Annotated in this window: 28 protein-coding genes and 2 tRNA genes; 12 read left to right on the forward strand and 18 right to left on the reverse strand. The window is 61.0% G+C overall.

The features are described 5' to 3' along the window. Positions 1-59 precede the first annotated feature (59 nt). Together IGW03_RS05785 and IGW03_RS05790 are read right to left on the reverse strand one after the other, a co-directional pair. Positions 60-452, reverse strand: coding sequence for a TraR/DksA family transcriptional regulator (locus IGW03_RS05785; protein ID WP_194721549.1), 393 nt, complete (start codon positions 450-452; stop codon positions 60-62). A gap of 32 nt (positions 453-484) precedes the next feature. Continuing rightward, positions 485-1,573, reverse strand: coding sequence for an SDR family oxidoreductase (locus IGW03_RS05790; RefSeq protein WP_194721550.1), 1,089 nt, complete (start codon positions 1,571-1,573; stop codon positions 485-487). 321 nt (positions 1,574-1,894) lie between these two features. On the opposite strand from IGW03_RS05790, the gene IGW03_RS05795 reads away from it, so the two are divergent. From IGW03_RS05795 to IGW03_RS05815, 5 genes are all read left to right on the forward strand, one after another. Next, entirely contained in the window at positions 1,895-2,521 is a 627-nt protein-coding gene (locus IGW03_RS05795; RefSeq protein WP_194721551.1) for a hypothetical protein, read from the forward strand. A 47-nt stretch (positions 2,522-2,568) separates the two neighbouring features. After that, positions 2,569-2,847: a hypothetical protein gene (locus IGW03_RS05800; RefSeq protein ID WP_194721552.1), complete on the forward strand. Its 279-nt coding sequence runs from the start codon at positions 2,569-2,571 to the stop codon at positions 2,845-2,847. A 217-nt stretch (positions 2,848-3,064) separates the two neighbouring features. Next, the gene (locus IGW03_RS05805; protein ID WP_228535079.1) at positions 3,065-4,231 is read left to right on the forward strand and encodes an HPP family protein; all 1,167 of its coding nucleotides are present in this window, start codon (positions 3,065-3,067) and stop codon (positions 4,229-4,231) included. Positions 4,232-4,302: 71 nt separating this feature from the next. Continuing rightward, positions 4,303-4,378, forward strand: a tRNA-Thr gene (locus IGW03_RS05810). A 161-nt stretch (positions 4,379-4,539) separates the two neighbouring features. Beyond that, complete coding sequence (locus IGW03_RS05815) at positions 4,540-4,764, forward strand: hypothetical protein (RefSeq protein WP_194721553.1); 225 nt, start codon at positions 4,540-4,542, stop codon at positions 4,762-4,764. A gap of 105 nt (positions 4,765-4,869) precedes the next feature. Here IGW03_RS05815 and IGW03_RS05820 read toward each other — a convergent pair whose 3' ends face one another. From IGW03_RS05820 to IGW03_RS05855, 8 genes are all read right to left on the reverse strand, one after another. Beyond that, positions 4,870-5,094: a hypothetical protein gene (locus IGW03_RS05820; protein ID WP_194721554.1), complete on the reverse strand. Its 225-nt coding sequence runs from the start codon at positions 5,092-5,094 to the stop codon at positions 4,870-4,872. A gap of 131 nt (positions 5,095-5,225) precedes the next feature. After that, positions 5,226-6,122, reverse strand: coding sequence for a DMT family transporter (locus tag IGW03_RS05825; protein ID WP_194721555.1), 897 nt, complete (start codon positions 6,120-6,122; stop codon positions 5,226-5,228). A 193-nt stretch (positions 6,123-6,315) separates the two neighbouring features. After that, positions 6,316-6,405 (reverse strand) — tRNA-Ser (locus IGW03_RS05830). 121 nt (positions 6,406-6,526) lie between these two features. After that, on the reverse strand, positions 6,527-7,828 hold the full coding sequence (gene hemW, locus IGW03_RS05835) for a radical SAM family heme chaperone HemW (protein WP_194721556.1): 1,302 nt from the start codon (positions 7,826-7,828) through the stop codon (positions 6,527-6,529). Continuing rightward, entirely contained in the window at positions 7,825-8,409 is a 585-nt protein-coding gene (rdgB, locus tag IGW03_RS05840) for an RdgB/HAM1 family non-canonical purine NTP pyrophosphatase (RefSeq protein WP_194721557.1), read from the reverse strand. The genes hemW and rdgB overlap by 4 nt, the downstream gene beginning before the upstream one ends. 93 nt (positions 8,410-8,502) lie before the next feature. Then, the gene (gene rph, locus IGW03_RS05845; RefSeq protein ID WP_194721558.1) at positions 8,503-9,234 is read right to left on the reverse strand and encodes a ribonuclease PH; all 732 of its coding nucleotides are present in this window, start codon (positions 9,232-9,234) and stop codon (positions 8,503-8,505) included. A 10-nt stretch (positions 9,235-9,244) separates the two neighbouring features. Continuing rightward, entirely contained in the window at positions 9,245-10,177 is a 933-nt protein-coding gene (locus tag IGW03_RS05850; RefSeq protein ID WP_194721559.1) for a PP2C family protein-serine/threonine phosphatase, read from the reverse strand. Between the two features lie 9 nt (positions 10,178-10,186). Further along, positions 10,187-11,194: a serine/threonine protein kinase gene (locus tag IGW03_RS05855; protein ID WP_194721560.1), complete on the reverse strand. Its 1,008-nt coding sequence runs from the start codon at positions 11,192-11,194 to the stop codon at positions 10,187-10,189. A gap of 86 nt (positions 11,195-11,280) precedes the next feature. Here IGW03_RS05855 and IGW03_RS05860 point away from each other — a divergent pair, with 86 nt between their 5' ends. The 4 genes from IGW03_RS05860 (at position 11,281) to IGW03_RS05875 (ending at position 15,523) form a co-directional block, all read left to right on the forward strand. Further along, positions 11,281-12,177, forward strand: coding sequence for a YicC/YloC family endoribonuclease (locus IGW03_RS05860; protein ID WP_194721711.1), 897 nt, complete (start codon positions 11,281-11,283; stop codon positions 12,175-12,177). 87 nt (positions 12,178-12,264) lie between these two features. Continuing rightward, positions 12,265-12,909, forward strand: coding sequence for a guanylate kinase (gene gmk / locus IGW03_RS05865; protein ID WP_194721561.1), 645 nt, complete (start codon positions 12,265-12,267; stop codon positions 12,907-12,909). Positions 12,910-12,931: 22 nt separating this feature from the next. Further along, positions 12,932-13,135: a DNA-directed RNA polymerase subunit omega gene (gene rpoZ / locus IGW03_RS05870; RefSeq protein WP_194721562.1), complete on the forward strand. Its 204-nt coding sequence runs from the start codon at positions 12,932-12,934 to the stop codon at positions 13,133-13,135. Positions 13,136-13,249: 114 nt separating this feature from the next. Continuing rightward, complete coding sequence (locus IGW03_RS05875) at positions 13,250-15,523, forward strand: RelA/SpoT family protein (protein ID WP_194721563.1); 2,274 nt, start codon at positions 13,250-13,252, stop codon at positions 15,521-15,523. Positions 15,524-15,592: 69 nt separating this feature from the next. On the opposite strand, the gene IGW03_RS05880 is transcribed toward IGW03_RS05875, so the two are convergent. The 5 genes from IGW03_RS05880 to cadR all read right to left on the reverse strand — a co-directional run bounded on the left by IGW03_RS05880 (position 15,593) and on the right by cadR (position 20,556). Then, entirely contained in the window at positions 15,593-16,936 is a 1,344-nt protein-coding gene (locus IGW03_RS05880) for a DUF3422 family protein (RefSeq protein WP_194721564.1), read from the reverse strand. A 136-nt stretch (positions 16,937-17,072) separates the two neighbouring features. Continuing rightward, entirely contained in the window at positions 17,073-17,627 is a 555-nt protein-coding gene (gene greB, locus IGW03_RS05885; protein WP_194721565.1) for a transcription elongation factor GreB, read from the reverse strand. A 42-nt stretch (positions 17,628-17,669) separates the two neighbouring features. Next, a complete protein-coding gene (locus IGW03_RS05890) occupies positions 17,670-18,971 on the reverse strand; it encodes an EAL and HDOD domain-containing protein (RefSeq protein WP_194721566.1) in 1,302 nt (433 codons plus the stop codon). 121 nt (positions 18,972-19,092) lie between these two features. After that, positions 19,093-20,025: a 23S rRNA (adenine(2030)-N(6))-methyltransferase RlmJ gene (locus IGW03_RS05895; protein ID WP_194721567.1), complete on the reverse strand. Its 933-nt coding sequence runs from the start codon at positions 20,023-20,025 to the stop codon at positions 19,093-19,095. 90 nt (positions 20,026-20,115) lie between these two features. After that, positions 20,116-20,556 (reverse strand): Cd(II)/Pb(II)-responsive transcriptional regulator, encoded by a 441-nt coding sequence (gene cadR, locus IGW03_RS05900; RefSeq protein ID WP_194721568.1) that lies wholly within the window; start codon positions 20,554-20,556, stop codon positions 20,116-20,118. 85 nt (positions 20,557-20,641) lie between these two features. On the opposite strand from cadR, the gene IGW03_RS05905 reads away from it, so the two are divergent. Together IGW03_RS05905 and alkB are read left to right on the forward strand one after the other, a co-directional pair. Then, positions 20,642-21,340 carry a cation efflux transmembrane domain-containing protein gene (locus IGW03_RS05905; RefSeq protein WP_194721569.1) on the forward strand — a complete coding sequence of 233 codons (699 nt, stop codon included), beginning with the start codon at positions 20,642-20,644 and terminating at the stop codon, positions 21,338-21,340. 31 nt (positions 21,341-21,371) lie between these two features. Continuing rightward, a complete protein-coding gene (gene alkB, locus IGW03_RS05910; RefSeq protein ID WP_194721570.1) occupies positions 21,372-22,025 on the forward strand; it encodes a DNA oxidative demethylase AlkB in 654 nt (217 codons plus the stop codon). A gap of 126 nt (positions 22,026-22,151) precedes the next feature. Here the strand turns inward: alkB and aceA are convergent, their stop codons facing one another. The 3 genes from aceA to IGW03_RS05925 form a co-directional block, all read right to left on the reverse strand. After that, positions 22,152-23,462: an isocitrate lyase gene (gene aceA / locus IGW03_RS05915; protein WP_194721571.1), complete on the reverse strand. Its 1,311-nt coding sequence runs from the start codon at positions 23,460-23,462 to the stop codon at positions 22,152-22,154. A 386-nt stretch (positions 23,463-23,848) separates the two neighbouring features. Further along, positions 23,849-24,343, reverse strand: a complete 495-nt coding sequence (gene rraA / locus IGW03_RS05920) for a ribonuclease E activity regulator RraA (RefSeq protein WP_194721572.1) — start codon at positions 24,341-24,343, stop codon at positions 23,849-23,851. Between the two features lie 122 nt (positions 24,344-24,465). Further along, entirely contained in the window at positions 24,466-25,707 is a 1,242-nt protein-coding gene (locus tag IGW03_RS05925) for an MFS transporter (protein ID WP_323744931.1), read from the reverse strand. A 164-nt stretch (positions 25,708-25,871) separates the two neighbouring features. On the opposite strand from IGW03_RS05925, the gene IGW03_RS05930 reads away from it, so the two are divergent. Next, on the forward strand, positions 25,872-26,663 hold the full coding sequence (locus IGW03_RS05930; RefSeq protein WP_194721574.1) for an AraC family transcriptional regulator: 792 nt from the start codon (positions 25,872-25,874) through the stop codon (positions 26,661-26,663). Positions 26,664-26,691: the final 28 nt, after the last annotated feature.

The following is a 26,691-nucleotide window of genomic DNA, read 5'->3' on the forward strand; positions in this document are numbered from 1 at the left end:
CACGCCGCGGGACCGAAAATACCGGCCTTGCGGCGACGGCCGGCTTTGCGCCAGCTGGCTTAGAGCGTGGCGCCGCGTTGCATGTCGGCATGCGTTTTCTCGTATTGCTCCTGGCAAGGGGCACAGCGTTCCGCAGTCGGCTGCACCTTCAGGCGCTCGAACGGAATTTCGTTTTCGCAATCGACGCAGTCGCCGTACATGCCGTTTTCCATGCGGCCGCGCGCCGCTTCGATGGCGCGCAGTTCGGCAAGGTCGCGGGTGACTGCGGCATTGCCGAGGTCGACCGCTAGATTGGCGAACGAGGCATCGCCGGGATCGGGCACCTCGGAAGCCACTTCGATGAACTCGTCCTTTTCATTTACTTCGCGGTGCACTTCGTCATTGAGCGCGGCATAGCGCTCGTCAAGCATCTTCCGCAGCTCGGCGGTTTGTTCATGGGTCAGATTGGACATGACGTTCCTTATTCCTTTAGCTTTGTTCAGCTTTAGTACGAGGCGTATGAGGCGCCTGGCATTTCCTGCTGCCCGTCCTCGGGCAGATAAGCCCTATCCGGTTCTTCACGCGAAGGTGCGGTCTCGCGCAGGCGCCACCAGGCCGCAATGACCAGGCCGGCCGCCAATACCGTCGCTATCGTTTTCGGATGATAGGAAGCCTTGGTGTAGAGGCTCGATTCGAAGACATGGCCGGAATAGCCCTGGCGCTGCTGCAGGTCGGAACCGGGGTTGTAGAGACTGTTCTGGGTGCGGTCGCGGGCCGGTATGCTGGTCTGCTGCTGCTTGAACATGAAGCGCTTCATCACGCTGTCCATGAGTCCCGGCGCATAGTGCGCGGTGGCGGACACGAACTTGGCCGCGCCGCCGACGAAGATGTCGCGCTTGGAATTTTCTGCCGCATGGAGAATTGCGTCCGCGGCAACTTCCGGCGCGTAGATCGGCGCCGGCAGCTTGGGCTCCACTTCCATGTAATTCTTCGCGTGTTCGACGAACATGGTGTCGATGGCGGCGGGCTTGATCAGCGTGACCGAGATCGGCAGATTGTCGGCTTCCAGTTCCAGCCTGAGCGAATCGGTGAACCCCTTGACCGCATGCTTGGAAGCGGAATACATGCCTTGCAGCGGCACGGCGCGGTCCGACACCTCGCTGCCCAGGTTGATGATGGCCCCGCCCTGTTCCTTCATGTGTTCAACCGCAGCCAGGGAACCGTAGACCACGCCCCAGAAATTGGTCTGGAACAGCCGGCGCTGGTCTTCGAGGGAAATATCCTCGTTGCGGCCGAAGATGGAGATGCCGGCATTGTTGATCCAGGTATCGAATCCGCCGAAACGTTCGACCGCCGAGCGCGCGACGCGCCTGACGTCTTCTTCGATGCCGACATCCGCAACGACATGCAGTACCTCGCTGCCCTTCTTGGTCAGTTCGAAATTCAGTTGTTTCAGGGCATCTTCGTTGCGCGCTACCAGCACCAGCCTCGCGCCGCGCTGGGCAGCCTTGCGGGCGGTGGTCAGTCCGATGCCGCTGGTGGCGCCGGTGATCACGATGACCTGTTCGGACAGTCTTTTCAGGCGGTATTTCATTTCGACACTCCTTTCCATGAAGGCGGCAGCGAAAAACGTGCCTGCGGTGAGATCGCTCGCTTCGCTCTTATCATTCCTTCAATTTGGCAAAATGCCGGCATCGACCTGCAATTTTTACGCAATCCATAGGCTTTTTTTCAGGCTGCGCCCGTCAAAACCGCACTGGTGCGGCAGGTCAGCGGCGGCTTACAATACGAAAGCCTGCACATGCCGCAAGAGGCGCATGCTGTTTTTTGCACTTTTTGCGGTTTTGCTTTGTGCCGGCTGCCGTTTGATGCGAGCGCAACTATGGCCTCGCAGTTCCGTTAATTCCTTGTATCCATGCCCTCCATCACAATCCCGCTCGACGACATCCTGCAGCAACGGCTGGACGAAGAATACAGACGCATGTCCATCGAGTGGCTGCGCAGCCGTCCTGGAACCATGCCGCCCGACTTCAGCCAGTGGCTCGCCGAGCGCCTTGCGGCCGGTATGCCGCAAAGCAGCCGGAACGAACGTGAACTGGATGAAATGCGCATGGTCAATGCCATCGAAAAGCTGATTACCGAACTCGCACCGCACCGTTTCAGGCTGGTACATCTCGGCAAGACAGCGGAAGAACTCGGCGATGCGATCGCGGAACTCGAGCAGACCCTGATTTCCGAACTGGGCTTGTCGCGCTCGCGCGCCAAGCGCATTCAGGATTTGCTGGCGTATTACACCAAGAGTCCGAAGGAAGTGGCCGACCAGGGGCATGTGGCCGTGACCAGTCGCGCCCACGGCGCGCTGAACGAAGCCTTCCGGGAACTTGCTGCCCGTACGGAAACGGCGCGCGCCAGACTGGGCGACGACCGGGCGCTGGGCCGTCTCGAGGGCGCGGTCGCCATGCTGGTCAGCATGGGCGTCATGAGCCGCGAAGCTGCTCGGGAGAAGACCGAGTCATTCCGCCTTGCGGGGAGCGGCGGCTAGCGATGATCAGGGATGAGGCTTGAACAACGCAACGACGGAGATGTGTCATGAGCTTTCCGAAAAACCAGTTTGGCGTTCCTCAGTATCCCGACAACGATGCCCGAAAACTGTTCGTCCTTCTTTCCGCAATCGACCTGCTCGAGCGTCCGACGACAGCGGCTATTGCAGACCTGACCAGCCACAAGCGGGAGGCCATCGATCATGACGTGATGCGCCTGCGGGAAGAATTCGGCGTGAACCTGCACAAGGTGGGAGAGATCTATCACATCGAGTCCTGGGGCGATGTCATCCAGAAGGAAGGCGTCCAGCGTTTCCTGAAGCCTTGAAGCGTCCGGGCATGCTTGCAGCAGCAACTTGCCAAAGCTTTTTCAGATGCGCAACAAGCTGCCATCAAGCCGCAACCGCACCTCGCTTTGCACCGATTTGGGGCAACCGGTGTAAACTTCTCTGTTTTTACAAAATCCAGCGGCCACACGAACCCGGTATCCGCATGCATGCGGCGCTGCCGGCACGCCGAGACAACCATCAACCATTGCGACCATCTTGTCCCGCCTGAACCGATTCCTTCCCGCTCCCATCGCAATCAACGGCATCGAACGCGTGCGCGCCTGCAGCGGCGCGCTCATCGGCATCGTCATCACCGCACTGGTAAGCCGTTATGCACTTGGGAACAGCAACACGCTGCCCTTTCTGATCGCCCCCATGGGCGCGTCGGCAGTTCTCCTGTTTGCGCTGCCATCCAGTCCATTGGCGCAACCCTGGTCCATCCTCGGCGGCAACGTCGTCTCCGCCCTGGTCGGCATTCTGTGCGCGCGCTGGATCGGCGATCCGATGATCGCTGCTTCGGCGGCGGTCGCCCTGGCCATTGCGGCCATGATCCTGCTGCGCTGCCTGCATCCCCCCGGCGGCGCCATCGCGCTGAGTGCGGTGCTGGGCGGGCCGGCGGTCGCTTCCGCAGGCTTCGGCTTTGCGCTGGTGCCGGTCGGGCTCAATTCCCTGCTCCTGCTGATGGCTGCGCTGGTGTTCAACAACGCGACCCGGCGGCCCTACCCCCATCTGCCGGCCAAGGATCACGACAACAAGCACGGCACCCAGGATGCGCTTCCGACCGACCGTCTCGGATTCACCCCCGAAGACCTGGACGATGTGCTCAAGCAATACAACCAGGTGCTCGATGTCAGCCGGGATGATCTTGAAACGCTGTTCCTCCAGACCGAGATGCATGCCTATCGCCGCCGCTTCGGCGAGATCACCTGTGCGGACATCATGTCGCATGACGTGGTCACGGCGGAATACGGAACGGAACTGCAAGAAGCCTGGACGCTGCTGCGCAAGCACAACATCAAGGCCCTGCCGGTACTGGACCGCGCCCGCCGCGTGATCGGCATCATCACCGTGTACGACTTCATGAAGCATGCCGATCTCGATCTGCATGAAAGTTTCGACAAGAAGCTCAAGCGCTTCATCCGGCGCACGCCCGGCCTGTATTCGGACAAGCCCGAAGCGGTCGGCCAGATCATGACTCGCACCGTCAGGACCATCCGCAACACCAGCCATGTGGTCGAACTGGTGCCGCTGCTGTCCGGTACGGGGCTGCATCATGTTCCCGTGGTCGATCATGAGCGGCGGCTGGTCGGCATCGTGACCCAGTCCGACCTCGTTGCCGCCCTCTATCGGGGACGCCTGAACGATCAGCGGGCCGCTGCCTGACATTGCGCCCGCCGTGAAAATCACGGCGGCCCGTGAACCTCCTCGACAGAAATGCGTCATAGCAATGCATCGCCGGCTTAGCTCATTTGGTAGAGCAGTTGACTTGTAATCATCAGGTGGCCAGTTCGAATCCGGCAGCCGGCACCATCTTCCTGTCCATGCCCCGTTCATCGCGGCATGGACTTTTTCTTTTTGCCGGACTGCCTTGCCGGGTTGACCGGATCGACATGCATCCGCGATAGCCGGCAATTGACAGAACTGCATGTGCGCCCTTGCGTCTAATTGCAACGATGACACAGGAGCATGCCATGCAAGCAAAGACACCCCCTTCGTCCGACACGGCAAAGCAAACCGCAAATCAGCCTGAGCAGGAAATGAAGTCGCCGCCGGGTCCTTATGCCGGCCGGCCGCTAGACGGCAGCCAGTATCTGGATGTGGTGGAAGAACAGGAGTATGCCGATCGTCCTCCGACCCAGGAAGAGCAGCGGCCGCGGTATTCCTATCTCAAGGAAGGCCAGCGTCCGAAGCAGTGATCGCGTGCCGTACGGCGGGATGAGCCGACCGGGCAATCCGATCGGGAGGTAGGCATTGCTGCCCGCCGTGCATGGCGAAACGTGACAAGACGGCGCTGCGTCCGCTTAGCCGCCGGCCAGCGCCGCCAGCGCGCTGATGTGTCCCCGTGTGTCTCCGCCCTGCCGTTCGTGGTGCTCCCGGATCGCACTCGCATCAAGTTCCGGCGCTTCCGGCTGGGGTGGCTGAACCGAATGGATGCGCCGCATCGGTACGCCGACATTCTCGTCCCAGAAATCCATGAGACGATCGATCGCCGAACCGAGTCCCGGCGGGTTCCAGGCAATATTCATCGCAATCCTCTCTGACATGCTGATGAGAGGATCTTACTCATGCCGCTTTTACTTGCCTTGAGGATTGTCACCCGGCATGAGGCCGAAGTTTGCGCATCAAGGCTTATCGATTTGTTCGAGACGCAAACGCGCTAGCGTGAAGACAGCACGATGCCGCCGACGATCATCGCAAACGCCGCAATGTGATAGGCATGCGGCAGTTCCCCGAGAAAGGCGGATGACATCAGCGCGGCAAACAGCGGTGTCAGATTGCTGAAGAAGCCGGCTATCGTCGGACCGACCCTCTGTACGCCAAGTCCCCAGCAGCGAAAGGCGAGGATCGCCGGTCCGACTGCCACAAACAGCAGCGCGCCCGCCAGCGGCCAGCTCCATGCAACAGATCTTGCGGTCACCATCCACTCGCCTGCAGCGAAAGCACCTGACCAAACCACGCCGAAGGCAACCTGCACCAGCAGGAAGGCGGCCCAATCGCTGCGCAAGGCATTGCCGACTGTGGTACGCGTCAGCAGCCAGCTGTAGAAGGACCAGGAAATCGTGGCCACGATCATGAAGATATCGCCGGCCACAAGGCGCATCGCCAGCAGCTGATCCAGACTGCCGCGGCTGAGCACCAGCAGCACGCCGCCCATGGAAAACGCTGCGCCGATCACCTGCTTGCGCGAGACGCCGGCACTGAAGAAGAGCCAGCCGATGAGAAGCATCCACACCGGCATGCTTGCCGCCACCAGCGTGACGTTGATCGGCGTTGATGTCTGCAGGGCGAGGTATTGCAATGCGTTGTACATGCCGATGCCGAGCAGGCCCAGCACCGCAAGCTGCCGGCGATGCTCGCGCACTTCGGCGGTGTGACGGAACATCGCGCGGCCGAGCGGCAGCAGGATGATGAGCGCGATCATCCAGCGCAGGAAATTGAGCATCAGCGGCGGAACCATCTCATGCACCAGCCTGCCGACGATGGCATTTCCGGCCCACAGCAAAGGGGGAACCAGGAGCAGCATGGCAGTCGCCGGGGTCAGTTGTCGATTCATTGCAAAGACAGTGATGTGAGGATGGCCCGGCGATGCCGGAAAGACAGGAAGGATACGTGATTTCAGGATTTTACGTCTTGCACCAGTGGAAGACGACGGCAGCGATGCAACTCGCTCTTTACACCGCCCGAAAACGAGCCCGAAAATGAAAAAGCCGATACGTTCAATCCGTATCGGCTTTTCCTCGACATGCTGGCGGAGGCTGTGAGATTCGAACTCACGGACGGGTCACCCCGTCGGCAGTTTTCAAGACTGCTGGTTTAAACCACTCACCCAAACCTCCTGATTCCTGCTGCTTGCAGAGTGCGCATGGCGAACACGGCACTCATGCGTCGCATGCAGCAGGTTCGATTATACCCAAGTCCCGGCCCTTGCAGCAATTCCGGTATCGGCTTGTCATGCTCTCAATCAAGAAATATCTGCTGCAGGTCGTTGAGAAAACGGCGGCCGAGTTCGGTCGGCCGGATGATCCGGTGGTCCCGATACAGCAATCCCTTCGCTTCCGCTGCATTCAGCGCCTTGTCGATCGCATTGATGGTCAGGCCGGTGCGTTCGGCGAACAGGTTGGATTCGAAGCCGTCGTTCAGGCGCAGGGCGTTGAGCATGAATTCGAAACCCAAGTCGTCCCGGCCGAGTTCGAACTCTTCCTGGATCGGACGCCCTGCCCTGGTATTTTCAAGATAGGCCTTGGGCTGCTTGTACCGCATCTGCCGCACGATCCGGTGCGGGAATGAAATCTTGGAATGGGCGCCGGCGCCGATGCCGAGATAGTCGCCGAATTCCCAGTAGTTCAGATTGTGCTTGGCCTTGCGGCCCGCTTTCGCGTAGGCGCTCACCTCGTAGTGCTGGTAGCCGGCTTCAGACGTCAGGCCTGCGATCATGTCCTGCATTTCGGCGCTGGCATCGTCGTCCGGCACGACGGGAGGATGCTTGGCGAAATAGGTGTTAGGCTCCAGCGTCAGATGGTAGAGCGACAGATGGGGCGGCGCGAACCCGATCGCGGCAGCCACGTCGCTGCGGGCTTCCTCCAGCGTCTGCGACGGCAGCGCATACATCAGGTCGAGATTGAAGTTGTCGAAATTGGCATGCGCAATTTCGACCGCCTTGCGCGCTTCTCCGCCGTCATGAATACGGCCCAGCGCCTGGAGATGACGTTCATTGAAGCTTTGTATGCCGATCGACAGCCTGTTGATGCCGCTGCTGCGGTAGGAGCGGAACTTGTCGGCCTCGAAGGTGCCGGGATTGGCTTCCATCGTGATTTCCGCCGCGCCGTCTAGTGGCAGAAGCGAACGGATGTCCGACATCAGGCGGTCCAGTCCGGCCGCCGACATGAGGCTGGGCGTGCCGCCGCCGATGAAGATGGTGTAGATCTTTCGGCCCCAGATCAGCGGCAGAGCGCTTTCCAGATCGCTTCGCAATGCGGCGAGATACTCTTCCTCGGGGAAGCTGCCGCGGACTTCATGGGAATTGAAATCGCAATACGGGCATTTCCGCACGCACCAGGGAAAGTGGACATACAGCGACAGCGGCGGCAATGCCGAAAGCTGCAGTGCACCGGGCCTGAGGAAGGCTCCGGCGACTTCCACCGGCGACGCGGCGGCCGGCGATCCGGCGGCCGGCGATCCGGCGGCCGGCGATCCGGCGGCCGGCGATCCGGCGGCCGGCGTCGGCGCTTGATCATGCCGAACGGGCTTGATGGGGATCATTTCAGTTTCTCGACGAGCGCGCGCAGTGCCTGGCCGCGATGCGACAGGCGGTTCTTTTCATCGGCGCCGAGTTCGGCCACGGTCTTGCCGAAGGCAGGCAGAAGGAAATAGGGATCGTATCCAAAACCGCCCTCGCCGCGCGGCTCGCTGACGATTTCCCCGTCCCAGCGTCCTTCGGCAATGAGCGGCTGCGGATCATCGGCATGGCGCACGAAGACCAGCACGCAGTAATAGTAGGCGGACTTGTCGGCATGCACGGCGAGATCCTCTATCAGCTTGCGGTTGTTGCGCTCATCCGACTTGGGCTCGCCGGCATAGCGCGCCGAATAAACGCCAGGCGCACCGCCGAGCGCATTGACGCAGACGCCGGAATCGTCGGCCAGCGCCGGCAGCCCTGTCAGGCGAGCGGCATGGCGGGCCTTTGCAAGTGCATTTTCCACAAAAGTCGGATGCGGCTCCTCCGCTTCCGGCACATTGAATTCACGCTGGGCATGGACTTCGAAACCAAGCGGCGCGAGCAGCTGGCCGAACTCCTTGAGCTTGCCGGCGTTGTTGGAGGCGAGAACTAGTTTGCTTGTCATAAAAATCTTGCCGCACCGGGATCGCAAGCGAAACCGGTCCGGGCTTCGCTGCAACCGCAGTGCGGCGTGGAAAATTGAAAGATAGGTTTGTGTTCAGGACAGCCCGAGGCCGCTCCTTTGCAGCCGGATCAGCTCGGCAATGCCCTCCTGCGCAAGATCGAGCAGGCGGTTCAGCGTAGCGCGGTCGAAGGCATCGCCCTCGGCAGTTCCCTGGACTTCAACGAAATGCCCCTGTTCGGTCATCACCACATTCATGTCGGTGTCGCAGTCCGAATCTTCAAGATAGTCGAGGTCGAGAACCGGGACGCCGCGATAGACGCCGACCGACACGGCCGCAACGAAATGCTTGAGCGGAATTGACGGAATGTGGCCTGCCTTGACCAGCTTGTCGAATGCATCATAGGCGGCCACCATGGCGCCGGTAATGGATGCGGTGCGCGTGCCGCCGTCTGCCTGGATCACGTCGCAATCGAGATGCAGCGTGCGTTCTCCGAAGGCATCGAGATCGAAGGCGGCGCGCAGGGAACGCCCGATCAGGCGCTGGATTTCCTGGGTGCGGCCGGACTGCTTGCCCTTGGCGGCTTCACGGTCCATGCGGGAATGCGTGGAGCGCGGCAGCATGCCGTATTCCGCGGTCATCCAGCCCGTTCCCTTTCCCCTGAGAAAAGGCGGCACCTTTTCCTCGATGCTGGCGGTGCAGATGACCTTGGTATCGCCGAACTCGATCAGCACCGACCCTTCGGCATGCTTGGTGTAGTCACGTGTCAGGCGCACCGGGCGCAATGCCTCGGGCGATCGCCCGTCGGGGCGTTTTTCAAACGGCATGGGTGAAATCCTAGTTTTTTGAAGTGATGCGGGACGTCTTTTCGATGGCGCTGCGGATTTCCTCAATGGCCTTTTCGATATCGGAATCGGTGAAGGTATCGGCCGGGTCCAGATCCGCATGGCGCGGCGCCTGTATCGTGGTGGTCACGCTGCCGACCGGAAGCGTATGGGTTGCAATGGTATCCGAAGATTCCTGCAGCACGCTGGAGCCTTCCCACATCATGGCCAGCGCGGTGACATTATCGCTGCTTTTTCCCGCAATGCCGATGGCGCTCGTCAGCAGGTCAGGAACGGCGCGCACGATCGTATTGTGCTGCAGCGACTGGGCCAGCACATGATCGGGCAGTACCGACCACAGTCCGTCGGAACAGAGCAGCAGCACGTCTCCCGGCTGCAGGCTGGCGCGGCGTGACAGTTCGACAATCGGCATGTTGGGCGCGCCGATGCAGTTGAACAATTTGTTGCGCTCGGGATGCGTGTCGCGCTCGGAAGGATGGACCTTGCCTTGGGCGATCAGGGTTTCAATGCGGGAATGATCGCGCGTGCGCGCCAGGATCTGCCCTTGCCGCATCCAGTACAAGCGGGAATCGCCGCAGTGCGCCCAGTAGGCGCAGTTATGCTGGATCAGGCAGCCGACGATGGTCGTGCGCGGCGTTTCGGGAAGATTGTTGATGGCGCGATAACGGTGGATTTCACGGTGCGCGGCAAGGAAACTGTCTTCGAGAAACTTTTCCGGCTTCCGGACATAGGGCTTCGCCTGCTGCTGAAACAGCGAACCGACGGTCTGCAAGGCGATCGTAGCAGCCATTTCCCCCTGGATGTGGCCGCCCATGCCGTCGGCCAGCAGCAGCAGGAGCGCATCCCGCGTGAAGCTGTAACCCATCCGGTCCTGGTTGTTGCGGCGGCCGCCGATATGGCTTTCCTGGTATACGGAGAATCGCATGGGTGCCGCCTATCGGGTGGTGTCCTGGATCGTCGTGTTGCCGCTCATTGTATTCCGGTTCCGGCCGCTGAACATGCTGCGCAGCTTGCCGGACCATCTTTCCAGCAAGGCCGCCTCCTTCTTCTCGGGGATGGGCTCGCGCAAGGCTTTCTGCAGCGCGAACACGCTTTGCGGCCGCTCCAGCGGATCGACGCGCAGGCTCCAGCGGATCACCTGAATCAGTTCGCGCGAATAGATGCTTTCCAGCTTGCGGAAATGGTCTTCCATCTTGTCGTTGACCTTGCGCTGGTCCGCGGGCTGGGGCGGCGCCCCGACCATGCAGGCGAACATCGAGGCGCCGATGCTGTAGATGTCGGTCCATGGACCGAGGCTGCCGTTCCTGACATAGAGCTCCGGCGGCGCGAAACCCGGCGTGTACATCGGGTACAGCTTGGGAATGTCGCTTTTGAGCGTTTGCCGCGCGGCGCCGAAATCAAGCAGGATGGGCGTGCCGTCCATGCGCAGGTAGATGTTGGCCGGCTTCAGGTCGAGATGCAGCAGCTTGTTCGCATGCACCTCGCGCAAACCGTTCATCACCTGGTTGAACATTTTGCGGATGAAGCGCTCCGACACCAGAGGACGCTCGCCCTTGTCGCGGCGGCGCAGGATATGATCCTGCAGCGAGCGGCCGGACTCGTAGGCCATCACCATGTAGACGGTATCGTTGGCGCGGAAAAAATTGACCACGCTGACCACGTTGGGATGGGAAATACGCGCCAGCGCGCGGCCTTCCTCGAAAAAGCACTTGAGGCCGACGCGGAACACCGGCAGGTTTTCCGCGGAAATGGCCGGCACCAGTTCGCCCGCCTGGCGAAGCGCCAGCGAGCTGGGAAGATACTCCTTGATGGCAACCGCGTTGCCGTCCTCGTCATAGGCGAGATAGACGATACTGAACCCGCCGGACGCAATCTTCTTTACAATGCGGTATCCAGCAATTTCAAGTCCATCCGGCAACGGAGCGTTGTTTTGCGAAGCCATGTTGTCCTAGTGCAGTATTCTACGGATTGTCTTGATTAATCTCTCTTTTGTAAAGCATAAGGGCCCGAACCTTGACTATTTCGAGCATGACCGGCTATGCGGTCGCCACACGTGAAACCGGCGCAGGTACGCTGACCGTCGAACTCAAGAGCGTGAATTCGCGTTTCCTCGATCTGCAATTCCGGATCAACGACGACCTGCGCGCGGTCGAACCGGCACTGCGCGACGCCATCATGGGGCGCGTGACCCGAGGCAAGGTCGAGTGCCGGGTCAGCTTCGGGCGCAAGGGTAGCAACGGCAACTCGCAGCAACTCAATGCCGCCGTGCTTTCATCTTTGGCGAAAATGCAACAGGAAGTTCGCTCTCATTTCCCCGATGCATCGCTGTTGTCCGTCAACGAACTGCTGCGCTGGCCGGGCATGATCGAGGAACCCGAACTCTCGCAAGAGACATTGCAGGCCGATGTGCAGGCTGCCGTCGGCGAGGCGCTCGATGCCTTCCTCGACAGCAGGAAGCGCGAAGGCGCCGCCCTGCAAACCATGCTGATTTCGCGCATCGATGACATGGAAGCCATCGTGGCGAGGATTGCGCCGCTGATTCCCCAAGCCATTGCCCAGTTCCAGAACAAGGCGACGGAGCGCATGAAGGAAGCCCTCGGGCTCGCGGCCCAGGACAATGGCGCTCCCGTTTCGGTGTCGCGCGAAGAAGCGCTGGAGCGCATTCGCCAGGAAGTCACCCTCTATGGCATCCGCATCGACGTCGCCGAAGAATTGTCCCGTCTTTCCGCGCACCTGGCTGAGACGCGGCACATCCTGAAAAAAGGCGGTCAGGTCGGCAAGCGCCTCGATTTCATGATGCAAGAACTGAACCGCGAAGCGAATACGGTCGGCTCGAAGGCTGCGCTCAAGGAATTGTCCGACGCTTCGATGGCGATGAAGCTCCTTATTGAGCAAATGCGCGAACAAGTCCAGAATCTTGAATAAAAGCCAAGCATGCGGCCGCGATCCGGCTCTTCGGCTCGCAGCGAGGCTGTCCTTGGCATTCCCCAGCACCACATCACCGAGCACACAATGAGTGAACCCTCCCATTCTTCCGGCAGCATTTTCATGGTGGTCGCCCCTTCCGGCGCCGGCAAATCCACACTGGTCAACGCGCTGCTGGCCCAGGAACCCGCCATCAAGCTGTCCATCTCCTTCACCACGCGGCAGCCGCGCCCGGCAGAACAGCATGGCCGCGAATACTACTTCACGTCTGTCGACGATTTCCTGAAAAGACGCGAGCTGGGGGAATTTCTCGAATCGGCAGAAGTCCACGGTAATTACTACGGCACATCCCGCCTGCTGATCGAAGATCAGATCAGGGCCGGCACCGATGTGCTTCTTGAAATCGACTGGCAGGGCGCGCAGCAGGTCAAGAAACAGTTTCCCCATGCCGTCGGCATCTTCATCTTGCCGCCGTCCATCGCGGCGCTCGAGGAAAGACTGAAGAAGCGCGGGCAGGACGATCCCCATGTCATCACGCGGCGCATCCTGGCCGCCGGAGGGGAAATCGCTCATGCCCCCGAGTTTGAATATGTTATTATTAATCAAGAGTTTGCAACAGCTTTGTCGGAGCTGACCTCGATTGTCAAAGCCGCGCGTTGCCGTTTCTCGCAACAAGCCGCACGCAACATTTCCCTGTTCGCCCAGCTGGGCATTCACGCCAATCCAATCTGATATTGCGTTTTTAGGAGCAAGCATGGCCCGTATCACCATCGAAGACTGCCTGAAGCAGATCCCCAACCGTTTTCAGCTGACGCTGGCTGCCACCTACCGTGCACGCCAGTTGCTGCAAGGCCACACCCCGAAGGTGGAAGCCAAGGACAAGCCCACCGTCGTTGCTCTGCGCGAAATCGCCGGCGGCAAGGTCGGCATTGAAATGCTGAAGAAAGTCCCGAGCTGAGAGTCATCCCTTCTGCATCCCCGACTATTGCAGCATGGCAAAGCGACATCGAATTTCACTGCTTTGCCGATATTTGGGGATGCAACGATTGCATGTGACTGATATCCTTCACGTATGAACCTGACCCCTGCGGATTCAAGCTTATCAGTCGCACCCAATAGCCGGGCGAACGCCGAGCGCACGCCCGCAAGGCATCACGACCCTGCCTCGAAACCCGAAGTTTCTGGCGCTCCGACTGCCGGCGTCGCATCGGTAAGTCACCTGATCAACAAGGTGGCCGAATACCTGACCGCATCCGAACTGAAGAAAGTCAAGGAAGCCTACCGCTTCTCCGACGAGATGCACCTCGGCCAGATCCGCAAGTCCGGCGAACCGTACATTTCCCACCCGATCGCGGTGGCGGAAATCTGCGCCGACTGGAAGCTGGATGCCCAGGCCATCATGGCGGCCTTGCTCCACGACGTCATGGAAGATCAGGGCGTGCGCAAGGACGAACTGATCGAGCGCTTCGGCGCGCCGGTGGCCGCACTCGTCGACGGCCTCTCCAAACTCGACAAGATCGAATTCCAGAGCCAGATCGAGGCGCAGGCAGAAAATTTCCGCAAGATGCTGCTGGCCATGGCGCGCGACGTGCGCGTCATTCTCGTCAAACTGGCGGACCGGCTGCACAACATGCGCACGCTCGGCGTCATGATTCCGGAAAAGAAACGCCGGATCGCGCGCGAAACGATGGAAGTGTATGTGCCCATCGCCCACCGCCTCGGTCTCAACAACATCTACCGCGAACTGCAGGACCTGGCGTTTTCCCACCTTTACCCGGTTCGATACCGCACCCTGTCCAAAGCAGTGAAGGCTGCCCGCGGCAACCGGCGCGAAGTGGTCACCAAGATCCTCGATTCGGTCAAGAACACGCTCGCCGCCACCGGCATCCAGGCCCAGGTCTACGGACGGGAAAAAACCCTGTACGGCATTTATCGCAAGATGCGCAACAAGCATCTGTCGTTCTCGCAGGTGCTCGACGTCTACGGCTTCCGCATCGTGGTCGACAGCTTCGCGAACTGTTACGTGGCGCTGGGCACCCTGCATGCGCTGTACAAGCCGATGCCGGGCAAGTTCAAGGATTACATCGCCATTCCCAAGCTCAACGGCTATCAGTCGCTGCATACCACCCTGATCGGTCCGTACGGCACGCCGGTCGAATTCCAGATCCGGACCACGGAAATGCACCGCGTCGCCGAAGCCGGCGTTGCGGCGCACTGGCTGTACAAGGACGATGAGGCCAGCCTGACCGACCTGCAGCAGCGCACGCATGCCTGGCTGCAGTCGCTGCTCGACATCCAGAAGCAGACCGGCGACTCGGCCGAATTCCTCGAACATGTGAAGGTCGACCTGTTCCCCGATTCGGTCTATGTGTTCACGCCGAAATCGAAGATCATCGCCCTGCCCCGCGGCGCCACCGTACTCGACTTCGCCTACACCATCCACACCGATATCGGCGACCAGGCGATTGCCGCACGGGTCAACCACGAGCATGCCGCATTGCGCGCCGAGCTGCGCAACGGCGACATCGTCGAGATCGTGACTGCGCCGACCTCGCGTCCAAGCCCGAACTGGCTGACCTTCGTTCGCACAGGCAAGGCCCGCTCGGCGATCCGGCATCACCTGCGGACCATCAATCTGGCCGAATCCACGGAGCTCGGCAAGCGCCTGCTGGCGCAGGCCCTGAGCGCAATCGACATCGATCCGCTGCTGCCCGAAGCCCTGATCGACAAGCTGCTCAACGAGTCGAGCGCGAAATCGCTGGACGAGCTGTATGCCGATATCGGCGTCGGCAAGCGAATGGCCACGCTGGTGGCGCGCCACATCCGCGGCCTGCTGGAAAACGACGCTGCCTCGCCGCTGCCGCCTCTGGCCAGCGAAAGCAAGTCAGGCAAGCTCGATCCCGTCACGATCTACGGCAATGAAGGTACTGCCGTTCAGCTGGCGCAGTGCTGCCTGCCCATTCCGGGAGACGATATCACCGGCCAGCTCAAGCGTGACCAGGGCATTACGGTGCACAGCACCGACTGCGAGGTCGCCAAGCGCCATCAGTCAAAGGAACCCGACCGATGGATCGAACTGGTATGGGGCCACGAACTCAGCCGCCGCTTCGACTGCCGCATCAAGGTGCTGGTCGACAACGAGAAAGGCGTGCTGGCGCGCGTGGCGGCCGAGATCGGCGAGTCGGATGCCAACATTACCTATGTCGGCATGGACGACGACCGCGATCATCTGATGAAGCAGCTGCGCTTCACGATCCAGGTCGAGGACCGCATCCATCTGGCGCGGCTGATGCGCAATGTGCGCCGCATCCCCGGCGTCGCGCGCATCGTGCGCGAACGCACCTGAGCCTTACTGCAGCTTGCTGAGCGATTCTGAGATTGCCGAATACGGGGCCGGAATGGCCCCGTATTCGTTTCAGGCCGAATGCATGGACTTGTGCATGCGGCGCAGCCCCAGCCAGACACCGGCAGCAACCAGCGGCACCAGGATGCCGGTCGCCAGATCCGCATTGAGCGGCATGCCGGCAGCCTTTGCCGCCTTCCCCGCATAACTGAACAGGCCGACCACGTAATAGGAAATCGCGGCCACCGACAGCCCTTCCACCGCCTGCTGCAGCCGCAGCTGCTGCGCCGCCCTGGCATTCATCGATTGAAGGATCTGCCTGTTCTGGCGCTCCTGCACGATGCCGACGCGGGTGCGCAGCAAATCATTGGTATGGGCGATGCGCTCGGCCAGCGCTTCCTGGCGGCGCGCAATCGCCTGGCAGGTATGCATCGCCGGCGTCAGGCGCCGGTCCATGAATTCGCCTATCGTCGGGCTTCCTTCGATCCTTGTCTCGCGCAGCTCCTCGATGCGTGCATGCACGAGGCTGAAGTAGGCCTGCGATGCGGAAAAGCGGTAGTTGTTGTGCAGCGAGAGCTTTTCGACTCGGGCCGCAAGGCCGGTGATCGTGGTCAGCAGCGCCTGCTCGTCGTCCGCCGTGGACAGCTGATGTCCATTCGAGCGGTCGATTTCCACCATCGCCGCGGTCAGCGTTGCGAGTTCGCTTTCGATGATGTTGAGTTCGGGCGTCGTCTGCTGCGCATTGGGCAAGCCGAGCAAGGCCATCATCCGGTATGTTTCAATTTCGAGCAGCCGCTGTACCAGGCGTCCCGACTGTTGCTCATGCAGGCCGACGTCGCGCACCACGAAACGGCTGAAGCCATCGGACTGGATCAGAAAGTCGGTCCACACCTCCCCGCCCTGCAGGACGCGGCTGCCGACCAGCATGCTGCCTTCGAACACCCGGTGCAGTCCGGCGGCAAAGGCATCGGAAGGTCCGCGGGTATTGTCGAGCACGACATGCGCGGCGACCATGATGGTGCCCTGCAGGCTGGCCAGCCATTCCTGAGGAATATGCTTGACCGGGACATGCTCGAAGGCGAGGTCTGGAGGCAGTGATTCGACATGCGTTGCCGCGAAGGTATAGGACGCGAACTCGGTATGGCATTCCCACTTGAGGCGGAAACGGCCGAAATCATGGAAGAAGTACTTGGCGTCCGGCGTAGGCGCGCTGACGCCGAAATGCTTGCACAATGCCGCAAGCAAGCCATGCTGCGTTCCGCCTGCCGGCATGCCCGGGTCGGCGGGATCGCGTGCATAGACTGCCAGGTGGGTCAGGCTCTCGGGAGCATCCAGGCGCAGGAAAGGCCGCGAGTGGATTTCCGCAGCGAGCGGCACGCGCATTGCATGGTTCAGGCTTGAAAACAGAATAGGCATTGTGATCGGATGGTCATGTTCGTCGTTCAGGGCATTTTTCCGGAGCAATTTTCATACCGGAAACCGCAGGCAGGCATCGAGGATCAGGGCCTTGGAGGGCGCTTGCCGGCTTTTGGCCGGCGAGCGGAAGGAGGGTTTAAGGTGCCGGATAGGTTACCGACAGGATGGTCAGTTCGTCAACGCCTGCGGGCGTCATCAGCGTGACCGTATCGCCTTCGCGTGCTTTGGTAAGCGCGCGTGCCACCGGAGAGATCCAGCTGATCCGGCCGTTGAGCGGATCGAGTTCATCAATGCCAACGATGGTCACGGTATGCTCGTCGCCGGCCTGGTTTTCATAGCTCACGGTGGCGCCGAAGAATATCTGGTCGCTGCCGTGATGTACGCTGGGGTCGACTACCTCAGCCAAATCGAGGCGCTTGGTGAGGAAGCGAATGCGCCGGTCGATCTCGCGCAGGCGGCGCTTGCCGTAGATGTAGTCTCCGTTTTCCGAGCGGTCACCATTCGAGGCCGCCCATGACACGATGCGCACGACTTCCGGCCGGTCGACGTCGATCAGCCGCAGCAATTCTTCCTTCATGCGCCTATGCCCCTCGGGCGTCATGTAGTTTTTCGTTCCCGCCGGTATGGCTGGCAATGACGCTTCAAGGTCGTCATCGTCGCCATCCGATTCCTTTACAAATGCCTTGTTCATATTTTCCTGTTCGCACCGCGAATTTAAATCAGCGCTCAGCAATCAGCACACCCACTCCTCCGAGGAGGCGAACTCGTCGCTCCATTCGAAGGCCTTGAGTTCGAGACGATACAGTTCGTCCGCGCTCAAGCCAAGCTTGCGCAGCAGTTGCGCCGGGATCGGCCCGCTCTCCTTGACGCGTTCAAGGCACTCGGCCAGCCTGAGCATGTCGCCATACAGCCCGTCGCGTAAGAGCAAGGCCTCCCGTACCGGCTGAGCCACCGGAAGCTGACCAAGGATGTCTTCCATCGGCATGCCGAACAAGGCATCCATCAGGGACATGATACCTACAGTGTAGGCCGTACTCGCCGCCGTATCGTCATTCGGCCGGATGCGTTCTGCGATCAGTTCGAGCAGGCGTCCTCTGGTGGTCGCCATCATCAGCAGCGGCGACGTGTGGCCGGGCACCTGGCTGGGCTCGGCGCACAGCAGGATCTGGAGCCAGCGGCGCAGCTGTTCGCGTCCGGCAACCGACATTGCATCCTCGACCGAATCCGCACGGCGGCCTTCGGCTTCGAGAGGCAGAATGTTCGCCATGCGGAGCAGGCCCCGGCTCGGAAGGCTGTTTCCGGAGAACCTGCCCTCGACATGCCCGATGTCGGCATGCTCGGCAAACCGGCTCATCAATTCCATGACCGCCAGCTGCGAGGGCGACAGTTTCTTGCCCGTCAGCACGGTCGGCCGCGCGAAATAATGGCCTTGGAAATAATCGATGCCGAGCGCCATGCATCGCTCGAACTGCTCGACGGTCTCGACCTTTTCCGCAAGCAGCTTCTTGCCGGCGGCCTTGAATGTGCGAACGCGTTCGGCCAGCTGTTCGTCCGTCAGCTGAGGCAGGTCGAGCTTGATGATGTCGGCATACGGCAGAAAACGGTGCACGCTGCCGGTCACGTCGGCCACGTCGTCGAGCGCGAAGCGGTAGCCCTCGCCGGCAAGATGGGCAACGCGTTCCACGACCTCGTCGCTGGCTTCCACCGTCTCGAGAATCTCCAGCACCACCTTCCCGGGCGGGAGAACATGAATGAAGTCGCTCATCAGCACGACCGCATCGACATTGATGAAGCCCGGAAAATTGCCGATGACGTTGCTCATGCCGAGTTCGGAAGCATGCAGGATCACCGATGCGGTCGCCGAAACGTTGTCCACCACATTGGCCGTGTCGGTATCGGCATCGCGGAACAGCAGTTCATAGGCATGCAGCTTCTTGCTGCGATCAAGAATCGGTTGGCGTCCCAGAAAAAAGTTGCGGAACCCCTGTACGGAAATGCTGGAAATTGCAGAAGCGTGCTCGGTAAGTTTTGCCATGCGTGCAATCCATGTTTGCTGATTTTTTTGCGTAGGAAAGCGGCCCACACACTCATTGCGGCGGGCTCCAGCTTTTCACAGGCAGCATGCAAACATCAGGCCTGCTTCCGTTTGCCCGGCATCACTCCCGCTCGGATCTTGCGCGCCTGGCGCTTCCCGGCACAGCGGACGGCGTACCGGTTTCCAGTACGAAGCCGGCGCCGGCATCGCGGCCCAGCACCTTGACGAGGTAAGGCATGATCTCGCGCAGTATTGGCTCCAGCGTCCATGGGGGGTTGAGGATGAACATGCCGCTGTTGTGCAGGCCGACGCCGTCGGGCAGCGGCGCGCTGATCGCCAGGCTCACGTTCAGCCAGTTCTGGCAGGGCAGCCGCTTGAGCCGGTCGGGAAGCTGGCGTGACTCCAGCCGCTGCAGCACCGGATACCAGACCGCGTAGGTGCCGGTGGCGAAGCGGGCGAGCGCATCGGCCAGCGTATCCTTGACGCGGCGGTAATCGTCCTTGACCTCATAGGGCGGGTCGATCAGCACCAGGCCGCGCCTTGACGGCGGCGGCAGCAAGGCCTTGAGGCCGGCGAAGCCGTCTGCCTGCTGGATCATGACGCGCTTGCCGCGCGCCTGGCTGCGCTGCCCCTGCTCTGCGGCATGTGCGGCCACCTTGCGGAAGTTCTCGCCCAGGATCTTGTGATCGCTCGGATGCAGTTCGAACAGGCGGATTCGGTCCTGCTCGCGGGCGACCTTGTCGGCGCAGTAAGGCGAACCGGGGTAATAGCGCAGCTTGCCGCTCGGATTCATGTCCTTTACCAGCTTCACATAGTCGGCCACCGGCCCGGGCAGATCATTGCGCTCCCACAGCTGGCTGATGCCGGTTTCATGCTCCGCGCTTTTGGCTGCAAATCCGGTATCGAGTGCATACGCGCCTGCGCCTGCATGCGTGTCGATATACATGTAGGCCGTGTCCTTCTGCCCTAGATATTCGAGCAGTTGAATGAGGACGATGTGCTTGAGCACGTCGGCATGGTTGCCCGCATGGAAGGCGTGGCGATAGCTCAGCATGGCAGTTTCCGGTAGTCAGATTTGTGAGGGGGCACATTTTAGCAGCAGGCGGACCTGCCGCTGCACGGCGCCCTGCGAAGGAAAACTTTTTCAGTCCGCCCCTTCGGGCGCATGGTGGCAGATGCAATCGGTACCGGCCGCCGCGCTCTGCAGGTTCTGCAGGATGCCGCATTGCTGCGTGCTCATATGGGAACGGCAGGTATTGCGCAGGGCTTGCAACTGTTTCTGCAGCCGCAGCAGCGACTGAATCTGCAGCTCGGTTTGCTGAAGATGACGGTCAAGCAGCGCGTCGATTTCATCGCAGGCCACGTCGGGACTTCCCTGGAAATGCTGGAGGGTCCGAATATCTTCGAGAGACATGCCGAGCGACCGGCAATGCCGGATGAACAGCAGCCTTTCGGCATCCTCCTCGCGATATTGCCGGTAGTTGCCGTCGCTGCGCGGCGGCATCGGCAGCAAGCCTTCCTTCTCGTAATACCGGATGGTCTCGACTTCCGAGCCGGTTCTCTTAGCCAGTTCACCGATTTTCATGCGGCTCTCCACAGATTGCTTGACTCTATAGTAGCTACAGGGTCTGTAATAGGCAAACCGTAATCCGTATTTCTGGAGCCCTGCCATGTCCGCCCACTGCTGCGCCCACCTTCCCGAACCTTCGCCCGCCCGCAATCCCCGTTACCGCCGCGCGCTGTGGATCGCATTGCTGGTCAATGCGGCCATGTTCGGCGTGGAACTCGCCGGCGGCATGCATGCCGGTTCGACATCGCTGCTGGCGGATGCGCTGGACTTTTTCGGCGATGCCGCCAATTACGGCGTCTCTCTGCTGGTGCTGTCCATGGCGGCGGTATGGCGCAGCCGAGCGGCGTTGGTGAAGGGATTGTCGATGGGCGCGTTCGGCTGCTTCGTGCTGGCGCAGACGGCATGGAGCATATTCAACGGAATTCCGCCCGAGCCGGCGACGATGGGTGCGATCGGATTCCTCGCCCTGCTGGCCAATCTCGGCGTTGCCGCCCTGCTCTATGCTTATCGCAGCGGCGATGCGAACATGCGTTCGGTCTGGCTGTGCACGCGCAACGATGCGATCGGCAATGCCGCGGTCATGCTGGCCGCCGCCGGTGTATTCGGCACGGGCAGCGGCTGGCCTGACTGGTCGGTAGCGATCCTGATGAGCGTGCTGGCCCTGAGCGCGGCTTTCACGGTCGTACGCGGCGCACTTGCGGAACTCAGGTCCCGCCGCGACAATCAGTCGCAAGACAATGTTGTCCGCGCTGGCCACGACCATGCGCATTCGCATTCACATGCCGGGCATCATCACTGATGCCTCGCCGTGAAAGGTTTGCACCGCCAAGATGAACCTCGAACTGTTCGACGATTTCGACAGCGCTCCTGCCGCCAGCGAGTTCTTGTGTGAAGGAGCAATGCTGCTGCAGCGCTTCGCGCTGCAGGAAGACAAGGCGATTCTTGCAGCCGTCGATCAAGTTGCGCAACATGCCGCGTTTCGACACATGGAAACTCCCGGCGGCCTGCGCATGTCAGTGGCAATGACATGCGCAGGCAGTCAGGGCTGGGTGAGCGACCGCCGCGGCTACCGCTACGACGGCATCGATCCTCTGAGCGGCAGGCCGTGGCCGAAGATGCCGGATCTGTTTCTTGAATTTGCCCGCCGCGCAGCCGCCGAGGCCGGATTCGCGGGCTTTCATCCGGATGCCTGCCTGATCAACCGCTACGAACCCGGCGCCAAACTCTCCCTGCACCAGGACAAGGACGAAGCCAGCTTCGACCATCCCATCGTTTCGGTATCGCTCGGCATGCCCGCCGTTTTCCTGTTCGGCGGCCTGAAGCGGACCGACCCTGCCGTGCGCATACCGCTGATGCACGGCGACGTGGTGGTCTGGGGAGGCCCGGCACGCCTGCGCTATCACGGCGTGCTGCCGGTCAAGGAAAGAGCCCATCCGCTGACGGGCGCCTGCCGCATCAACCTGACGTTCCGCAAGGCGGCGTAGACTCAAAACCGATCGGCAATAAAAAACTGGCCGGGCATGAAACCATGCGCGGCCAGCAAAAACAACGCTATTAGTCGATCCGGTAATGCCTGAACATGCGGGGCCGTTCCCGGCCCCGCGCATTCATCAATGGAACTGCTCTTCTTCGGTCGAACCGGTCAGGGCCTTGACGGAGGATGTACCGCCCTGGATCACGGTGGTCACTTCGTCGAAGTAGCCCGCGCCCACTTCCTGCTGGTGCGACACGAAGGTGTAGCCCTTCTCGCGTGCCGCGAATTCCGGCTCCTGCACCATGTTCACGTAGTGCTTCATGCCTTCGCCGCGTGCATAGGCGTGGGCGAACTGGAAGGTGTTGAACCAGTTGATGTGGATGCCGGCCAGCGTGATGAACTGATACTTGTAGCCCAGTTCCGACAGTTTTTCCTGGAAGTCGGCGATCGTCTTGTCGTCGAGGTTCTTCTTCCAGTTGAACGACGGCGAGCAGTTGTAGGACAGCAGCTTGCCGGGGCACTTGGCGTGGACAGCCTGCGCGAATTCACGGGCAAAGCCGAGGTCGGGCGTGCCGGTTTCGCACCAGACCAGGTCGGCCACCGGGGCGTAGGCGACGCCGCGGCTGATGGCCTGCTCCAGGCCGTTCTTGACACGGTAGAAGCCTTCGCTGGTGCGCTCGCCGGTGAGGAAAGGCTTGTCGTTGGCATCGTGGTCGGAAGTGATCAGGTTGGCTGCCTCGGCATCGGTACGCGCCAGCACGATGGTCGGCACGCCCATGACGTCAGCCGCGAAGCGGGCCGCTGTCAGCTTCTCGACGGCTTCCGTCGTCGGCACCAGCACCTTGCCGCCCATGTGGCCGCACTTCTTCACGGCAGCCAGCTGGTCTTCGAAGTGCACGCCTGCCGCGCCGGCGGAAATCATGTTCTTCATCAGTTCGAAAGCGTTCAGCACGCCGCCGAAGCCTGCTTCTGCATCGGCAACGATCGGCAGGAAGAAATCGACATAGCCTTCATCGCCCGGATTGATGCCGCGCGACCACTGGATCTCGTCGGCGCGCTTGAAGGTGTTGTTGATGCGGCGAACCATGGTCGGCACCGAGTCGTAGGCGTACAGCGACTGGTCGGGATACATGGTTTCGGATGTGTTGCCGTCCGCGGCGACCTGCCAGCCGGAGAGATACACGGCTTCGAGGCCTGCCTTGGCCTGCTGCATGGCCTGACCGGCAGAGATTGCGCCGAAGGCGTTCACATAGCCCTTCTTCGCGCCACCGTTGACTTTCGCCCACAGCTTTTCGGCACCTTCCTTGGCCAGCGTGTACTCGATCTGCTTGGAGCCGCGCAGGCGGACGACGTCTTCCGCAGTGTAGTTGCGGGTGATGCCCTTCCAACGCGGGTTCTCGGCCCAGTCTTTTTCCAGTGCCTGAATTTGCTGTTCGCGTGTTGCCATGGTGATTCTCCTGTGATGAAGCGGTCAAAAGAAGTGAAGCTCGATGGAGAAATAATAGGCTTTATTTTGCGGGGCAACAAGGTCTTATATAAGACATATAAGTAATTTTTTATCCTTTAAATTCATATACTTGAATTTCATTTTTCGCGATACGCAATAAATTTTCTTAAAATGAAAAATGAGGATGGTGCCTCGCATCGCCCAATTTTCACGATGCGGAATGCAGTTTTTGTTATATGAAAACCAGCCTTGAATTGACTGTTCCTGATCGCTGCTGCATGCCGGAATGCAAACTTGAGAAAAGCAGAAGGTGATGAAAGGAAAGAATGTGGGAGAGATGGAGACAGCGGACCGATACGCTCGTCGGCCCGCATATTGAATACTGCTCAGTCCAGCTTCTCAGTGGAGACCAGCACGCCGTCGGCATCAGCATAGATCCAGTCACCCGGACGGATGGCCGCACCGCCGATGGTCACGCGCAGATCGCGGTCGCCGGCTCCCTTGCGCACGCTGCGCTGCGGATGCGTCGCGAGCGCCCGGACCCCGATATTGCAGGTATTGATTTCCTCGGAATCGCGGATGCAGCCGTTGACGACGATGCCCGCCCAGCCGTTCTTCTCGGCCAGCACGCCGAGATTGCCGCCCACCAGGGCGCAGCGCAGGCTGCCGCCGCCATCCACTACCAATACGTGGCCGTTGCCCGGCGTCTCCAGGGTGGCGCGGACCAGCACGTTGTCCTCGAACACCTTCAGGGTTGTTGCCGGCCCGGCAAACACCAGCTGCGCGCCGAACTTCTGAAAGATCGGCGGCAGAACGGCCAGTGTGCCCGCGGCGATGCGGTCTTCATTGGCGTCGCATAAATCACATGTCGCAAAAGTCATTGTCTCTCCTGTCATGAATGAATCCATGCAGGATTGTATGCGAGGACGGCCGGCGGCAACGCCGGATGAGCCTGCGCCTTGTCAGTCCGGGTCGCAGCGGCGATTGCGCTTGCCCGACCGCATCATGCGGCAACGCCGGCCTTGACGGTCTTGCTGGCGGTATTGGTTCCGACACCGATCGCGGTCAGCAGAGCCATGCACTGGAAAACGCCGATACCGATGAACACCCAGGCGGGATGCGATCCGTCCATCAGTGCGCCGAACAGCAGAGGGGCCACTGCCAGGCCGATATCGATTCCGGAATACACGACACCGTAGACGCGCCCGGTCGCATTCTTCGGTGCGGCGGCGCGAATCAGCAGATCCCGCGACGGTCCGGCAATACCGGCACCGAAACCGACCGCCGCCATCAGCGCCACGGACACCAGCGGCGCAACCAGCCCGCTGGCAATCAGGAATGCGAAGAATCCGGATGCGGCGAAGCCGATGGCGATCGTACGTTCATGCCGCGTCGTTTTCGCTGCGAGGAAACCGCCCCAGATCATGCCGGCTGCGGAAGCGAGCATGTAGGCGGTATAGGCGGTTGTCGCCGCGGCAAGCGACACGCCATACAGTTCGCGCAGGCTCGTTGCGGAAAAGCTCTGCACGCCGCCGATTGCCAGGGCGGTGATCAGGAAAAAGGCGAAGCACATCCATATTGCAGGCAGTCGCATGAAGGCCAAGGCATGTGCACGGCCGGACGCAGGATGGGCCTGTTGCCCGCCCTTCCCTTCGAGGGAACGCACATCCTGTTCTGTCGCCAGACTCTCCCGATTGAGGAGCAGCAGCGCAAGCACCGCGAATGCAATGCCGGCAGCGGCAAGCAGCGCGACACGCCAGCCGAACAGGCCGGCCAGAGGCACGAGAACCACCGGCGCCGCCGCCCAGCCGAGATTGCCGGTAACGCCGTGGACGGAAAATGCATGCCCCAGTCTAGCCGGCGATACCCGCTGATTCAGCAGGGTGAAACAGGCTGGATGAAAGACGCTGTTGCCGAGGCCGGCCAGCATGGAGCCCAGCATCAGCACGGCATAATTCGGAGAAGCCGCCAGCACCAAGGCTGACAGGCCAAGACAGCCCACGCCGAAGAACAGCACGCTGCGCGCGCCGATACGGTCGACCACGAAGCCGGAGCTGGCCTGGCCGATGCCGGACACCGCAAAGAACAATGTCATCAGCAGGCCGAGTTCGGCATACGACAGGCCGAACGCCTCCTTAATCCAGGGAAACAGGGGCGCCAGGATCAGGTGAAAGAAATGCGATATCGCGTGGGCCAGGCCTTCCAGGCCAATGACCTGCGCATCGCGGCGAAAATCGGACTGCATGGTTGGCTGCGGCATACCTGTCCCCGGGTCGGATGTAATGAAACCAAGTGTAGGCAAAAGCGCATCGTCTGCTTTAAGATAAGCGGACAAGTTTTATCGACTTTCTGCCATAAGTAAAAAAGTCGATCAAGCGCCCATCCGCTCACCAGCTTCCGGACAAGACGATGGCCCTACAGCCGATTACCCATACCCGCGTCAATCTTCCAGGACGGGCGCCGAGCCCGGAGCGGCCGGTTCGCATGATGGCGCGCGACCTCGATGTCGCCGAAGTGCTCGCCGGGCATCACCATGTCTGGGGCCAGGTGACCTATGCGATCGAAGGCGTGCTGCGCGTGACCGCGGAAAACAGTACCTGGATCGTCCCGCCACATCGCGCGATCTGGATTCCTCCGCTGCTGAACCATGAAGTGACCACACTGGAAAAGACCCGCCTGCGCGCGCTCTACGTGCATGCGGATTCGGCGCCGTTTCACGGCACCCAGTGCGAAGTGCTCGAAGTCTCGCCCCTGCTGCGCGAACTCGTCGTTGCGCTGGGCCATGCAGATGAAGGCAGCGTGCGCGAGACGCTGCTGTCTGCACTGCTGCTCAATGAACTGGCCGGCCTGGCCACGCTGCCGATCCGCGTCGCGCTGCCGTCGGACAAGCGGCTCAAGGCGCTCTGCGAAAGCGTGATTGCCGACCCGGCATCGCCGCTGACCCTGGAAGAATGGGCGGAACAGGTCGGCGCGTCGGCACGCACGCTCGCGCGCCTGTTCGAACGCGAACTCGGCACCAGTTTCCGGGAATGGCGCCAGCAGGTCAGGCTTGCCCATGCGGCGCCGCTGATTGCGCGCGGCATGCCGCTGTCCCAGGTGGCGGCGGAACTCGGCTACGCCAGCCAGTCGGCGTTTTCGGCGATGTTCAGAAAGACCTTCGGCCAGCCTCCGAGCGTGTTCTTCGCGCGCCAGGGAGGCTGAACCCGGCAAACCCGGTTTTCCATGGACA

The organism is Noviherbaspirillum malthae, from assembly GCF_015352985.1.
Lineage (GTDB): Bacteria > Pseudomonadota > Gammaproteobacteria > Burkholderiales > Burkholderiaceae_D > Noviherbaspirillum > Noviherbaspirillum malthae.